Raw genomic sequence first — 13,360 nt, 5'->3', positions numbered from 1 at the left:
AAAGCCGTTTCCTGCTCGATCTACCTTAATCGGCCCAGCCCGTGCAGGGAGTTCGATCAGTCCGGTGAAAACGGCCTGCGCAACGAAGCCTGCGATCGCGCCCGGGAACGCTACGGCCTGCCGCCCTTGCCGGTGCCCTTGCCGCTATCGCTGTCTGACGCGACGATCGTTGAAGAAATAGGCGTAGTGCAATTCGCGGGGTGCCACAGCGGCGTGGAACAGGGTACAATCACCCACTGATTTATCTCTGTTTTCCCGACGCCAAGGAGTCTGCATGCCTATCACGGCCAACGCTTTGTACCGTGACAGTTTTAACTTTTTACGCAACCAACTGGCCAGCATCCTGATGCTGGCTTTGTTGACGGCGTTTATCTCCGTGCTGCTGAATCAGGCCTTCAGCCCTGATGCCGAACAGTTGGCGACGCTCGCTGCCACCACCAGCGATTTTGCTTCGTCTACCGGCATGGGCATTCAGGAAGTGATCCAGCAGATGACGCCGGAACAGCAGATGGTGTTGCTGAAAGTGTCGGCGGCCGCCACCTTCTCTGCGCTGGTCGGCAACGTGCTGCTGGTCGGCGGGATGCTGACGCTGATCCGTCTGGTGTCGCAAGGGCAACGCACCAGCGCCCTGCGCGCGCTCGGCGCCTCGGCGCCCGACTTGCCGCGCCTGCTGCTGCTGCTGTTTATCTGCACCCTGCTGATCCAGCTCGGCCTGACGCTGTTTGTGGTGCCGGGCGTGCTGATGGCGATCGCCTTCGCGCTGGCGCCGGTGATCGCCTCCGTCGATAAAAAAGGCGTGTTCGCTTCGCTCAAGCTGAGCAGCAAATTGGCCTTCGCCAATGCGCGCGTGCTGGTGCCGGCGATGATGCTGTGGCTGGCGGCCAAGCTGCTGGTGCTGTTCCTGGTGAGCCATCTGTCGGTGCTGACGCCGAACGTCGCCAGCGTGGTGCTGACCGCGTTGAGCAATCTGGTCTCCGCTCTGCTGCTGATCTACCTGTTCCGGCTGTATATGCTGCTGCGCGGCTAACGCCGGCGTCAGCAAAAACCAAGGGGCGCGCTTCGGCGCGCCCCTTTTTTTGTTTACCCCACCACGGCGGCTTCCGCCTGCTCCTTACTCTGAATCAGCTTCAGCGCCAGATACAGATCCGGCACCAAAATCAACTCTTTATCGCGCCCTAAGCGGTTGATGCGGAACCAACGCGTCAGCTCGGTGCGGCGCCCCGCCAGCACCAGCTTTACGTTACGCTGTAACAGGTCGCGTTTCAGTTCGTCGATGGCCGCCAGCACGCTGATATCGGCATGGGTGAAACTGGCCACCGCATCCACCACCACCCAACGTGGCTGGAACGGCGTGCCGTCCACCAAATTGAGGATACGGCGTTTAAAATACGCCACGTTGAAATAGGTCAGCGGCGAATTGAAGCGATACATCATGACGCCAGGTACCGCCTTCACCCCATTGTTATTGCCCATGGAATGGATCATGCCTTCATCGTTGACGCCCAGCAGCTGTTCCGTCGGCCGGAAGACGGTGCGCAGAAACTGCATCAGCCCCAGCAACACCGCCAGCCCGATGCCGCTGATCACCCCCACCAACAGCACGCTAAGGAAGGTAAACAGCGCCAGGCGGAACGCCTGCGCGTTGCGACGGCGCAAGATCCAGATGCCACGGATGTCCAGCAGCGACCAGGCCGCATACATCAGCACCACACCCAATCCCGCCACCGGAATAAACTGCAGCGGCGCCATCAGGAACAGCAAGACAAAGGCGATGACCGCGGCGGCGATGATCGACACCAGTTGGCTCTTGCCGCCGTTGGCATCATTCACCGCGGTGCGCGAATCCGCGCCGCTGATGGCGAAACCTTGCGACAGCGCAGAGACGATATTCACCAGCCCCAGCGCGCGAAACTCGGCGTCGGCGTTCACCTCATAACCGTTTTTGGCGGCGAAGCTGCGGGCGGTGAGCATCATGCTGACAAAGCTCACCACCGCCAGGTTAAGCGCCGGGATCACCATGTCGCGCAGCAAACCGGGCTGGAAGTCCGGCCACTGGACGATCGGCAGCACGCCGCTGAAACCGCCCACCGTCACCACGCCATGCTGCTGCAGGCCGCCCGCCCAGGTCACGAACGCCGCCAGCACGATAGCGAACAGCGGCGCCGGCCAGTTAGGCCGCCATTTTTTAAATCCAAGCAGCGTCACCAGCGTCAGCAACGACACCGCCATCGTCAGCCAGTCGCTGTGCAGCAAGTTACCGGGCAGCGCGTAGATGCGCTCGATCAGCTGTGCCGGGCGCACCGTGAACCCCAACACCTTGCCGATCTGATCGACAATAATGGTGATCGCCACCCCGTTCAGCAGCCCGCTGAGGATCGGCCGCGACAGCAAATCCGCCAGCGCCCCCAGCTTGAACCGGCTGGCCAGCAGGCACCAGCCGCCCATCATGGCGGTCATCATAATGGTCAGTTGCCAATGGCGTTCCATATTGCCCGCTGCCAGCGGCGTCACCACTGCGGCGATCACCGCGCAGGTGGCGGTGTCGGGCCCGACGATCAGCTGGCGCGACGAGCCGAACAGCGCGTAGGCCATCATCGGCAAGATACAGGAGTAGAGCCCCACTACCGGGCTGACCCCGGCCAGTTCGGCGTAGGCGATAGCCACCGGGAGGGCGACGGCGGCGACGGAAAGGCCGGCGCGAATATCCGGCTTGAGCCAGCTGCGTTGATAGCCCAATAAATGCGTCAAACCAGGCGTCAGGGCCTGGAGAGATTTCCACTGCATGTTGTTTTCCGCGGTAAATTATCTGGTTATTATGACGCTTACTATGCGGCCTGCGGCCCGCGCTGGCAATCTGCCGGCGCTTTCTTGCGTAAGTTTATGCAAATTCCTGCTTTCGCGGCAGAAATCCGCCGGCCAAACGCCGATAATCGGCAACGCCCGGCGGTACACAGAGCTCGCCGAATCCGGTATAGTCGGCCGATGAACAGATGATGGATTGATTTATGAAGCAGTTTCTTGATTTCCTCCCGCTAATTGTCTTTTTCGCTTTTTACAAGCTGTACGACATTTACGTCGCTTCCGGCGCGTTAATTGTCGCCACCGCGCTGGCGCTGGTGTTCACCTGGGTGAAATACCGCAAGGTCGAGAAGATGACGCTGATCACCTTCCTGATGGTGCTGGTGTTCGGCACCCTGACGCTGGTGTTCCACAACGATTTGTTCATCAAATGGAAGGTCACGGTGATTTACGCGCTGTTCGCGCTGGCGCTGCTGATCAGCCAATGGGTGCTCAAAAAACCGCTGGTTCAGCGCATGCTGGGCAAAGAGCTGACGCTGCCGGACAAAGTGTGGAGCAACCTTAACCTGGCCTGGGCGATCTTTTTCCTGGCCTGCGGCCTGGCGAACATCTATGTCGCCTTCTGGCTGCCGCAAAGCGTCTGGGTCAATTTCAAAGTCTTTGGCCTGACGGTACTGACGCTGGTCTTCACCCTCCTCAGCGGTATCTATATTTACCGGCACATGCCGGAAGAACAGAAAAAATAGTTACAAAATTGTTAATGCCTGCGGCGCTTGCCGCGGGCAGTATGATGTTATTCCCTCCTTTTAAAAGCAGACTGCTATGACACAACAACGACCTTTACCCAGCGGCGAGCTGGTGCTGCGCACGCTGGCGATGCCGGCCGATACCAATGCTAACGGTGATATCTTCGGCGGCTGGCTGATGTCGCAAATGGATATCGGCGGCGCCATCCAGGCCAAAGAGATCGCCGAAGGGCGCGTGGTGACGGTGCGCGTAGACGGCATGACCTTCCTGAAACCGGTGGCGGTAGGCGACGTGGTTTGCTGCTATGCGCACTGTATCCGCACCGGGCGCAGCTCGATCACCATCAATATCGAAGTGTGGGTAAAGAAAGTTTCTTCCGCCCCGATCGGCCAGCGTTACCGGGCGACCGAAGCGGTGTTCACCTATGTGGCGGTCGATGCGGAAGGCAACTCGCGCGCGCTGCCCGAGGGCAAAATGAACTTCCGCGTCGGCTTCGAAGAGTAAGCCTGCGGCTGCGCCGCAAATGCAAAAAGGGTCGCCGAGGCGACCCTTTCTTTTTGGTGTGACCGAACTCAGTTCAATTCGGTGGTGCCGTTCAGCTTGAAGCGGATAGTGACGGTGCGATCTTTCGCTTCTTTGGCTTCATAGCGCCATTTACGCATCGCCTGCTTCACTTCACGCTCGAACATATTGCGCGGTTCGGCCGACAAGATACGCACGTTGCTGACGCGCCCGTCGCTGTCGATATCGAACTGTACCCGCACGTTGCCTTCGATCTGCAAAGCCTGAGCCCGCGGTGGATAGAGCGGATTGGCGCGGCTGATCGGCCTCGGCCCGACCTCGCGCGAGTTGCCCTGCACCGGCGCGGCAGGCGCCTGTTTCACCGGCGCTTTGTCGATCGGCTTGGCCGGCGAATCGTTGTTGAACGGCGACGGTTCGCGCGGCTCGACTTTTTTCGGCTCCGGTTTGACCTGTTTTTCGACCTTCGGCTTCGGCTTAGGTTTTGGTTTCGGCTTGACCGGCTCCGGCTTCACGATCGCCTTCGGCGGCGGCTCCACGATAGGTTCCGGTTCTGGCTCCGGCTCAGGTTCGACCTGCGGCGGCTCCGGCTCGGCCGGCGCAGGCGGTGGCGGTTCGGCCATCGCGGCGGTGTTGACCATCATGACGCTGATCGGCGCGTCCTCTGGCTTCGGCAGCTCCACCACTTCTTTTACCGAAGCGTAAAGCAATCCCGCCACCAGGGCGCTGTGCAGGCCTACGGATAAGACGAAAGGCACGGATATACGGCGATTAAGGAACATCTTTTTTAGCGGCATAATGATTCTGTTTCCTCTGGTTCGCCAAGTTTAAATGCAAATAGCAATCATATTCAATAACGAAAGGCAAACTATCGCTTTAATCGTCAGTATGCGCGGCTAAAACCAGCAAACTCATAAGGATATTAACCTGGCCGTTGCTTTTTTACCGCCGGAGCGACACGCTTCATTAACGTTTGGCCAGGCGTCAAAAAGTAAAAAACCCGCCGGAGCGGGTTAATTGCGGTGAGTCAGCGTTATTCTTCATCGCCATAGTAAAGCACGCCCAGCTTGATCAGCGGCCGCCCTTGCGCCTTACGGTGCAGGTTGGTGTCGCGCAGCGAATAGACGCAGCCGCAGTATTCCTGCTGATAGAAGCGTTCGCGCTTGCTGATCTCTATCATGCGCGACGAACCGCCCTTCTTGCGCCAGTTGTAATCCCAGTACACCAGATCGGGATACTTTTCCGCCGCGCGGATGCCGCAGTCGGTGATCTGCTGCATGTTCTTCCAACGCGAGATGCCCAGCGAGCTGGAGATAGTGTCGTAACCATGCTCATGCGCATACAGCGCCGTGCGCTCGAAACGCATGTCAAAACACATGGTGCAACGAATGCCGCGCTCCGGCTCATTCTCCATCCCCTTGGCGCGGGCGAACCAGTTGTCGGTGTCGTAATCGGCATCGATAATCGGCACTCCGTGCTGCTCGGCGAAACGGATGTTCTCTTCCTTGCGCAGCAGATACTCTTTTTGCGGGTGAATGTTGGGGTTATAGAAGAAAATGGCATACTCGATCCCGGAGGCCTGAATCGCTTCCATCACCTCGCCGGAACAGGGCGCGCAGCATGAATGCAGCAGCAGTTTGTTTTTGCCCGCCGGCAAATCGAGTTTTTCCCTTACCAGTTCCGTCATGTCCTCACCTCAATGGCATATCAGTTTAAGCGCGCCGCACTATACGAATAAAAAGTAGCGGCTTCAAGGCATAAGCGCCAATCCGCGGGGAAATTCGCCCGATGCCGTTCCCCTGCCGCGCCTTTTGCGCTACCTTGGTAGCACCGTTTTATAGCCATGATTTTAAAGGTGAAACATGCTTTATCTGATCTACGCGCAAGACGTCCCCAACTCGCTGGAAAACCGTCTGGCGGTGCGCCCGGCGCACCTGGCGCGCCTGCAGGCGCTGCGCGACGCCGGCCGCCTGGTGGTCGCCGGCCCTAACCCGGCCATCGACAGCAACGATCCCGGCGCCGCCGGCTTTACCGGTTCGACGGTGATCGCCGAATTCGCCTCGCTGGCAGAAGCCCAGGCCTGGGCGCAGCAGGATCCGTACGTCGCCGCCGGCGTCTATGCCGACGTGACGGTGAAACCGTTCAAACAGGTGTTCTGATCTCCAGCCCTCCGAATACCGGGAACGCCCCGCGATACAGCGTTCCCGGCGCTAGCCACATCTCTCCGTCACCGTCGTGCTCGATTCGTCTTCCCCACGCGGCCGATATTCATGTTCCCCCCCGTAAATACTCACCGATGACGCTTTCCAGCATCGCCACCGCCGGTTGGCTGGCGGCCGTGGCAGAACGGAGCAGTTGCACTTCATGTGGTGCGACCGACGGCAATTCGTCGAGTATCCGCATCGCCGCCGAAACCCGTGCGCGGTCAAGCAGCGTGACGGCCAATCCCGCCTCGATGGCAGCCGCCACCACGCTGGCCGACGGGCTGCTCACAACCACCCGCCAGTGCCTTCCCGCCCTGGTCAATGCATCGATCATGGCCTCACGATAAGGGCAATCGGCGGCATGCAACGCCAGCGGCAGTGGCCGGTTAGCCTGCAGCGCCAGCGAACGGCCTCCGGCCCACACTGGCGCAGTCACCGCGAGCGGTGTCTGGCACTGTTTCCCCGAAGGTTGAACCACCAGCGCGAGATGCAGCCGATTACGGCCAACTTGTTCCGCCAGCGCCTGACTGGCAGCGGTAGAGACCTCCAGCTCTACCGCGGGAAAACTGTCGGCAAAACGCGGCAAAATATGGCGTATCACATGAGAAGCGTACTCATCAGGCAAGCCCAATTTGATATGACCGCTTAGCGGCGCGCCCTGCAGTTCCCGCAGAATATTGTCATGGGCGCTCAGCAGCCCGAGCGTCGAGGCCAGCAGCTTGTTTCCCAATGGCGTCAACGCCACGGACTGATTGTCACGCTCCAGCAGGCGGCCGCCCGCCACCTGTTCCAGGCGCCGGATATGCACGCTCACGGCGGCGGGGCTGCGATTGACAAATGCCGCCGCCGCGCGAAATTGCCCCAAACGCGCAATAGCGTGAAAAGTGCGTAAGAGATCGATATCCAATGTCGGCCGCATGATTTAACCTCATTAAACAACTGGGCGAAAATTATTCGATTTATTAAATTATAGCCACTCACTACCATCGGGCGGAAAGGAGGTGACCATCATGTCCCTGGCACCATTTCGCCCCTCTTCCCGCTGCGGCAAACATCGCGGCAGAGCCGCCCTCTGGCTGGCTGCGGCCGAGATCCTGCTGATCGTGGCCTGGAGCTCCGGCTTCGTCGGCATCCGCTTCGCCGCCGATTACGCGCCGGTGTTGCTGGTGGCGTTCTGGCGCTGCGTGGTGGTCGCGTTCGTGTTGCTGCCGCTTAGTCTGCGCGCCATCAGGCGCGCATCTCCGCTGACAATAGCTGTTCACGCCGGGATTGGGTTGCTCGCCATGACCGGTTACCTGACCGGCGTCAGCAAAGGCATCGAATATGGCGTGCCGGCCGGGTTGGCCGCGCTCATCGCCGATTTGCTCCCGCTCGGCACCGCGCTGCTGAGCATGCTGTTGCAACGCCGCTTGCCCGATGGCCGCGTTTGGTCCGGGTTAGCCTTGGGGGTTAGCGGGGTAACGCTGGCGACCGGCAGCGCCATCTCATGGGGAGACGCCCCATTGTGGAGCTACCTGTTGCCGCTGGCGGGGATGCTGTCGCTGGCGCTGGCAACGCTGTGGCAGGAACGGCTGCCGCGAACGCAAGCAATGAGNCAGCCGCGCTGGGGATACAAAGCGCGGTTTCCGCGCTGGCTTTCGCCGCCATGGCCGGCGCGGAAGGCCCGCTGCTGCCAACGGTAACGACGGGGTTTGTGATCGGCGTGCTTTGGACCGCGCTACTGGCGACCCTGGCCGGCTACGGTCTGTACTGGTTTTGTCTAAGGCGCACTTCTGCGCTGCGCGTGACGAGCCTGCTGTTTCTCAGTCCCTTCGTCACCTTCTGCTGGGCAGGGTTAATGTTCCATGAACCTCTTTCCTGGCCCATGTTGCTAGGCGCGGCGGCGGCAGGAAGCGGTTTGTGGCTGCTCATCCGTCCCGCCGGGCGTGATGAGCCCAAAACAGCGCAACACGCTGAAAAATGACGGATAAGCGAATGGCGGCGCCGTTACGCGACGAGTTTCCCCCGTACCACCACCTTGCCCGGCTTGATCTCGGGGTCGGCAATGCGACGGATCGCCAGATTCAACGCTTGCCAGGCGATCTCTTGCAAGTCGTGTGACACGCACGGGAAATGAAAACCGTAGATCTCGGCATGTGAAACCTCATCGATGCTGAACAACGACACGTCCTGCATCAACGGCAGCCGATGTTCGATGCAGGCTTTGATAATGCCCAGGGAGATCTGGTTATTGCAGCCAACGAAAAAGTCCGGGGCGCGGTTATTGGCCAGCCAACGGCTCGTCTCTTGCCAGGCGACATCCATAAAGAAATCGGCATACAGCACTTCAAACGACGCCACTTTCCCTTGCAGCGCCGCCTGCAGCCCTGTAACCCTGTCCCGTGCAACGTTGGAGTTCTCCGGCCCGGACACCACCACCACCCGCTGCGCTTTCTGTTCCAGAAGCCAGCGCCCCGCCTGAAGGCCGCAGTCCAGGTTATCGATATACACTCCGCTGCAGTGGCGATTGTCCAGCTCACGGTCGATCAATACCACCGGGATATTCAATGTTTCCAACCGCTTTAGATAGGAAGGCTGGTACAGATGATCGTTGGAAATGACCGAGAGAATTATCGCATCGACGTTGTAGCCAATCAGTTTGTCGATGATTCTGTCTTCGCTTTCCTGTGACTCATAGGAATCGAACACCAGAGTGTCATATCCCATTTTTTGCGCTTCAAGCGTCATCAACCGCGTCAGGCCTCCAAAGAACGGGTTGGCCATATCAGGGTTGACGATGCCGATGGTTCTGCTGCTTTTCGCCCGCAGATTGCGCGCCGCAGCATTGACCACATAACCGAGTTCGGCAGCGGTCTCCCGAATGCGGCGCAGCGTTTCCGGATGAACCTTGTCCGGCTGTGAAAATGCCCGCGACGCGGTGATTTTACTGACGTTTGCCTGTGCGGCCACGCTAGCCAGCGTCGCTTTCCGTCCTCGCCCCACCGCCAAATGCAGCTCCTTAGCTTAAGGTTATCATTTTGTACCATTAACAACATCATGACAGAACTTTCATCGTCGCGCTAATGGTTTACGCCTGCCAGGCGGTTAATCCGGGGATCGGTAAAGATATCCAGCTCGTCACGGCTCTCGGAAGAAAACTCGGACACCACCGCGCCCCGCTTCCCCGCCTGAAACCAGTGCCGGGTATTGGGCGCGATGGTGTATTGTTCGCCAGGCCGCAAGAGGATATAGCGATTGCAGGTGTACCAAGGCTCCGCGCCCTCCGGCACCCGGCATACCGGTTCGCCGCCGGCATCATTAAGCGTCAGGTTTTCGTCATCGACAAACAGAAACACCTCGCCCCAACGGCAACGGAACGTCTCTTGTTTGCCGGGCGTGCCGGCGAAAGGAGGATGCAAATGCTCTGGGCAAGTCTGCTCAGGAAACAGCACCAACTCTTTCGCACAATACCGAGGTGAGTTGACATAGGTCAGCAGCTGCAGCCCTGAGACGGGATAGTCAGCCAAGCCAAACGTCGCAATTTCAATACGTTGCTGCTCTTCTTCGGTCAGAACAATGTCCGCCTCGCGCAAGTATTCCAGCGTAGCGGCTATGGCACGTTGTTGTTTGCTCATCATTTCCCCTGCAAAGTAACGGTATCGATATCAGCATACTGATATTAAAACCGTCATTGCATCGCCGATTTTGTGATCTTCATCCCCATATTGAATAACAACCCACCAGCAAAATTAACTCCCGTCGAGTAATTCCAACATCGATCACAGTTTAACCCCCCGCTTTAGCCCACTATCGCCGCATTGAAATGATATCGTTACCATAAAAATGATTCACCAGGAGGCAATATGAAAGCATTAGTGTTGGCCAAAGCGGGGGAAATCGCTATCGAGGACGTCCAGCTTGCCGAAACGCTGGGGCCCGATGATGTGCAGATAAAAATTCATTCCGTGGGCATCTGCGGCAGTGATGTGCACTATTACCAACATGGCCGCATTGGCCCGTTCGTGGTTAACGCCCCGATGGTGCTCGGCCATGAGGCCTCCGGCGTAGTGCTCGCGACAGGTAAAAACGTCACTCACCTCAGCATCGGCGATCGCGTTTGCATGGAGCCCGGTATTCCGGATCTCAACTCGGCCCAGACGCGCGCCGGCATTTACAACCTTGATCCGGCCGTGCGCTTCTGGGCGACGCCGCCGGTGCACGGCTGCCTGCGCGAAACCGTCATCCACCCCGCCGCCTTCACGTTCAAATTGCCGGACAACGTCAGTTTCGCTGAGGGCGCCATGGTGGAACCCTTAGCCATCGGCATGCAAGCGGCCACCAAAGCCGGGATCAAACCCGGCGATATCGCGCTGGTGATCGGCGCCGGGCCGATCGGCGTGGTCACCGCCCTCGCGGCGCTGGCGGGCGGCTGCTCGGACGTCATTATCTGCGACCTGTTTGACGAAAAACTCGCCGTGGCGGCCAGTTATGAGGGGCTGCACGCCGTCAATATCAAAACCGGCGACCTGGCGGGGAAAGTGGCCGCGCTCACCAGCGGCAATGGCGCCGATGTCGTGTTTGAATGCAGCGGCGCCAAACCGGCCATCGCTACGCTGGCCGAACATGCGGCGCCAGGAGCGACCGCCGTGCTGGTCGGCATGCCGATCGATGCCGCGCCGATGGATATCGTCGCCGCGCAGGCCAAGGAAATCACCTTCAAGACCATTTTCCGCTACGCCAACATGTACCCGCGCACGCTGCGGCTGTTGAGCAGCGGCAAATTGCGCGTCCAGCCGTTGATAAGCCAAACCTACAAGTTCTCCGACAGCGTGGCCGCCTTCGAGCGCGCGGCGGCGGGACATGCCTCGGACATCAAAATCATGCTGGAAATGGAGTGATCCTATGGCGCTCTATGCTGGCATAGACTGCGGTACGCAAGGCACGAAAGTCGTGATTGTCGACAGCACACAGGGCGTGATCCTCGGTGAGGGCAACGCCCCTCACCGTCTCATCAGCCAAGCCAATGGCCGGCGCGAACAGGAGGCCGACTGGTGGATTGAGGCGCTGGTCATCGCTTTTCGCCAAGCCGTGACTAACGCCGGCGTTGATGCACGAGAGATTCATGCCCTGGGGGTCTCTGGCCAACAACATGGGTTTGTGCCGCTGGACGCAGACGGCAACGTGCTGCACAGCGTCAAGCTGTGGTGCGATACCGAAACCGCAGAGGAAAACGAACGGCTCCTGCAGCAGCTCGGCGGGGCCAACGGCTCGCTGGAAACACTCGGCCTGCGGATCGCCACCGGTTATACCGCGTCAAAAATCCTTTGGTTCAAGACACACCATCCGGCGCTCTGGGCAAAACTGCACACCGTGTTGTTGCCCCATGACTACTTGAATTTCTGGCTGACCGGGGAGCGCGTAGCGGAATATGGCGACGCTTCCGGCACCGGATTGTTCGATGTGCGCACCCGTCGTTGGAGCAAATCCGCGGTCGATCTCATCGACGACAGCGGCCGCCTGTGGCAGGCCCTGCCGCCGCTCAAAAGCGCGGAATGCTGCATCGGCACGGTGCGCTCCGCCGCCGCGGAAAAACTCGGCCTCGGCCCAACGGTGCGGGTATCGACCGGCGGCGGCGACAACATGATGGCGGCCATCGGTTCCGGCAACATCGAGGCCGGCACCCTCACCCTGAGCCTGGGCACCTCCGGCACGCTATTCGCCTGGTCTACCGCCCCCGTCACGGCGGAATCGGACATGATTGCCGGCTTCTGCTCCAGCACCAATGGGTGGCTGCCATTGATTTGCACCATGAATGTCACCTCGGCCACCACTGCAGTACAAACGCTGCTGGACGAAGACCTTGCCGGCTTTAACGGTTTATTGGCGCAGGCCTCGCCCGGCGCAGGCGGTGTCGAGATGCTGCCGTTCTTCAATGGCGAACGCGTTCCGCCGTTGCCCCACGCGCGCGCCAGTCTGCATAACCTCGATAGCGACAATTTTACCCGCGCCAATCTCTGCCTGGCGGTGGTCGAAAGCGCCACCTATGGCCTGCGCTATGGCATCGAGCTGTTTCGCCGTCAGGGCATTGAAGCGCGCGAGATCCGCCTCACCGGCGGCGGCGCCCGCAGCGCCGCCTGGCGACAAATCGTCGCGGACGTGATGGGGTGCCCGGTAGTCTGTCTGAAAGCCAAAGAGACCGCCGCGCTGGGCGGCGCCATTCAGGCGATGTGGGCGACGACGTTGGCCGACGATCCGCAGCGGAACGCCGGCGCGTTGCTGGCCGAACTGTGCCGGCGTTTCGTTGCGCTGGATGAGACCACGCGCGCACGGCCGCATGCCGGCAGACAGGCGCAATACGAGACGCTTTATCAACGGTACCTGCAACGCTTGCAGCAGACCTATCCGGAGGTGCAACTGTGACGCGAGATCCCCAGACGCAAGCGCCCGCCTACCTGCTGGAGGTCAGCGGCGTCAGGAAAGCTTTTGGCCCGGTCGTGGCCCTCAAGAATGCGGAGTTTTGCCTGCGGCGTGGCTCCATCCATGCCCTGTGCGGCGGCAACGGCGCGGGTAAATCCACCTTTCTCAGCATTCTGATGGGCTTTATTCAACCCGATGGCGGCGACATTTTTATCAATGGCCAACGCTGTGAATTTCATCATCCCCGGGAAGCCCTCAACGCCGGCATCGCCATCGTGCAGCAGGAACTGAGCGCGATCCCGGATCTGACGGTGGCCGAAAACATTTGGCTGGGCCGCGAGCCGAGACGCCTGGGGTTCGTCGACTTCGCGACGCTCAACCAGCGCACGACCAGCCTGCTCAAAGAACTCGATTTCAAGATCGACGCCCGAGAAAAAATGCGCAACCTGAGCGTCGCCGAGCAGCAACTGGTCGAGATCGCCAAAGCGCTGTCGCATGCCAATGCCGACATCATCATCATGGATGAACCCACCTCGGCGATTGGCGAGGAGGATGCGCAAAAAATCTTTCAGACGCTTCAGCAACTGGCGGCGAAAGGTAAAGGCATTATTTACGTCTCTCACCGTTTGTCAGAGATATTCCAAATCGCGGACAGCTACACCATTTTCCGCGACGGCGCCTATATCCATGAAGGC

At 59.7% G+C, this 13,360-nt stretch carries 15 protein-coding genes and 1 pseudogene; 10 read left to right on the top strand and 6 right to left on the bottom strand.

The genetic code is table 11. The features are described from left to right. Together ADK28_RS19775 and ADK28_RS19770 are read left to right on the top strand one after the other, a co-directional pair. A pseudogene (locus tag ADK28_RS19775) lies at positions 1–240 on the top strand (YkgJ family cysteine cluster protein); the annotation flags it as partial. Between the two features lie 34 nt (positions 241–274). Continuing rightward, positions 275–1,027 carry a YciC family protein gene (locus ADK28_RS19770; RefSeq protein WP_016927513.1) on the top strand — a complete coding sequence of 251 codons (753 nt, stop codon included), beginning with the start codon at positions 275–277 and terminating at the stop codon, positions 1,025–1,027. Positions 1,028–1,080: 53 nt separating this feature from the next. Here the strand turns inward: ADK28_RS19770 and ADK28_RS19765 are convergent, their stop codons facing one another. Continuing rightward, positions 1,081–2,784, bottom strand: coding sequence for a SulP family inorganic anion transporter (locus ADK28_RS19765; protein WP_048796455.1), 1,704 nt, complete (start codon positions 2,782–2,784; stop codon positions 1,081–1,083). A 221-nt stretch (positions 2,785–3,005) separates the two neighbouring features. Between ADK28_RS19765 and ADK28_RS19760 the strand changes: the two genes are divergently transcribed. Then, complete coding sequence (locus tag ADK28_RS19760) at positions 3,006–3,545, top strand: septation protein A (protein WP_016927511.1); 540 nt, start codon at positions 3,006–3,008, stop codon at positions 3,543–3,545. Positions 3,546–3,621: 76 nt separating this feature from the next. Further along, positions 3,622–4,050 (top strand): acyl-CoA thioester hydrolase YciA, encoded by a 429-nt coding sequence (gene yciA / locus ADK28_RS19755; RefSeq protein ID WP_004932085.1) that lies wholly within the window; start codon positions 3,622–3,624, stop codon positions 4,048–4,050. 68 nt (positions 4,051–4,118) lie between these two features. Here yciA and tonB read toward each other — a convergent pair whose 3' ends face one another. Both tonB and ADK28_RS19745 read right to left on the bottom strand, forming a co-directional pair. Next, positions 4,119–4,862, bottom strand: a complete 744-nt coding sequence (gene tonB, locus ADK28_RS19750; RefSeq protein WP_016927510.1) for a TonB system transport protein TonB — start codon at positions 4,860–4,862, stop codon at positions 4,119–4,121. 236 nt (positions 4,863–5,098) lie between these two features. Continuing rightward, positions 5,099–5,752 carry an epoxyqueuosine reductase QueH gene (locus ADK28_RS19745; protein ID WP_015378073.1) on the bottom strand — a complete coding sequence of 218 codons (654 nt, stop codon included), beginning with the start codon at positions 5,750–5,752 and terminating at the stop codon, positions 5,099–5,101. Positions 5,753–5,927: 175 nt separating this feature from the next. On the opposite strand from ADK28_RS19745, the gene ADK28_RS19740 reads away from it, so the two are divergent. Next, positions 5,928–6,224 (top strand): YciI family protein, encoded by a 297-nt coding sequence (locus ADK28_RS19740; protein ID WP_016927508.1) that lies wholly within the window; start codon positions 5,928–5,930, stop codon positions 6,222–6,224. A gap of 109 nt (positions 6,225–6,333) precedes the next feature. On the opposite strand, the gene ADK28_RS19735 is transcribed toward ADK28_RS19740, so the two are convergent. Next, on the bottom strand, positions 6,334–7,188 hold the full coding sequence (locus ADK28_RS19735; RefSeq protein WP_048796454.1) for a LysR substrate-binding domain-containing protein: 855 nt from the start codon (positions 7,186–7,188) through the stop codon (positions 6,334–6,336). Positions 7,189–7,279: 91 nt separating this feature from the next. On the opposite strand from ADK28_RS19735, the gene ADK28_RS19730 reads away from it, so the two are divergent. Both ADK28_RS19730 and ADK28_RS33070 read left to right on the top strand, forming a co-directional pair. Further along, positions 7,280–7,951, top strand: a complete 672-nt coding sequence (locus ADK28_RS19730) for a DMT family transporter (RefSeq protein WP_239686267.1) — start codon at positions 7,280–7,282, stop codon at positions 7,949–7,951. Beyond that, the gene (locus ADK28_RS33070) at positions 7,873–8,232 is read left to right on the top strand and encodes a DMT family transporter (RefSeq protein WP_239686268.1); all 360 of its coding nucleotides are present in this window, start codon (positions 7,873–7,875) and stop codon (positions 8,230–8,232) included. Before ADK28_RS19730 ends, ADK28_RS33070 begins: the two co-directional genes overlap by 79 nt. A gap of 23 nt (positions 8,233–8,255) precedes the next feature. Here the strand turns inward: ADK28_RS33070 and ADK28_RS19725 are convergent, their stop codons facing one another. Together ADK28_RS19725 and ADK28_RS19720 are read right to left on the bottom strand one after the other, a co-directional pair. Continuing rightward, the gene (locus ADK28_RS19725) at positions 8,256–9,257 is read right to left on the bottom strand and encodes a LacI family DNA-binding transcriptional regulator (RefSeq protein WP_028127466.1); all 1,002 of its coding nucleotides are present in this window, start codon (positions 9,255–9,257) and stop codon (positions 8,256–8,258) included. A 71-nt stretch (positions 9,258–9,328) separates the two neighbouring features. Further along, complete coding sequence (locus ADK28_RS19720) at positions 9,329–9,883, bottom strand: D-lyxose/D-mannose family sugar isomerase (protein WP_028127467.1); 555 nt, start codon at positions 9,881–9,883, stop codon at positions 9,329–9,331. Positions 9,884–10,111: 228 nt separating this feature from the next. Between ADK28_RS19720 and ADK28_RS19715 the strand changes: the two genes are divergently transcribed. The 3 genes from ADK28_RS19715 to ADK28_RS19705 all read left to right on the top strand — a co-directional run. Then, entirely contained in the window at positions 10,112–11,146 is a 1,035-nt protein-coding gene (locus ADK28_RS19715; protein ID WP_004932112.1) for an NAD(P)-dependent alcohol dehydrogenase, read from the top strand. A 4-nt stretch (positions 11,147–11,150) separates the two neighbouring features. Further along, a complete protein-coding gene (gene xylB, locus ADK28_RS19710) occupies positions 11,151–12,668 on the top strand; it encodes a xylulokinase (RefSeq protein WP_048796453.1) in 1,518 nt (505 codons plus the stop codon). After that, a partial coding sequence (locus ADK28_RS19705) for an ATP-binding cassette domain-containing protein (protein WP_048796452.1) occupies positions 12,665–13,360 on the top strand: 696 nt, incomplete at its 3' end. The genes xylB and ADK28_RS19705, both read left to right, overlap by 4 nt.

The sequence above is a fragment of the Serratia sp. 506_PEND genome (genome assembly GCF_001076875.1).
Classification (GTDB): Bacteria; Pseudomonadota; Gammaproteobacteria; order Enterobacterales; family Enterobacteriaceae; genus Serratia; species Serratia marcescens.
Note: the sequence above shows the minus strand (reverse complement) of the source record. Positions and strands in the feature narration are given on the sequence as shown.

Excerpts from the sequence above, each read along its gene's own strand:
- ADK28_RS19770 (WP_016927513.1), top strand. The coding sequence starts at position 275 with ATGCCTATCACGGCCAACGCTTTGTACCGTGACAGTTTTAACTTTTTA.
- xylB (WP_048796453.1), top strand. The coding sequence starts at position 11,151 with ATGGCGCTCTATGCTGGCATAGACTGCGGTACGCAAGGCACGAAAGTC.
- ADK28_RS19760 (WP_016927511.1), top strand. The coding sequence starts at position 3,006 with ATGAAGCAGTTTCTTGATTTCCTCCCGCTAATTGTCTTTTTCGCTTTT.
- ADK28_RS19740 (WP_016927508.1), top strand. The coding sequence starts at position 5,928 with ATGCTTTATCTGATCTACGCGCAAGACGTCCCCAACTCGCTGGAAAAC.
- ADK28_RS19765 (WP_048796455.1), bottom strand. The coding sequence starts at position 2,784 with ATGCAGTGGAAATCTCTCCAGGCCCTGACGCCTGGTTTGACGCATTTA.
- ADK28_RS19715 (WP_004932112.1), top strand. The coding sequence starts at position 10,112 with ATGAAAGCATTAGTGTTGGCCAAAGCGGGGGAAATCGCTATCGAGGAC.
- yciA (WP_004932085.1), top strand. The coding sequence starts at position 3,622 with ATGACACAACAACGACCTTTACCCAGCGGCGAGCTGGTGCTGCGCACG.
- ADK28_RS19735 (WP_048796454.1), bottom strand. The coding sequence starts at position 7,188 with ATGCGGCCGACATTGGATATCGATCTCTTACGCACTTTTCACGCTATT.
- tonB (WP_016927510.1), bottom strand. The coding sequence starts at position 4,862 with ATGCCGCTAAAAAAGATGTTCCTTAATCGCCGTATATCCGTGCCTTTC.
- ADK28_RS19720 (WP_028127467.1), bottom strand. The coding sequence starts at position 9,883 with ATGAGCAAACAACAACGTGCCATAGCCGCTACGCTGGAATACTTGCGC.
- ADK28_RS19745 (WP_015378073.1), bottom strand. The coding sequence starts at position 5,752 with ATGACGGAACTGGTAAGGGAAAAACTCGATTTGCCGGCGGGCAAAAAC.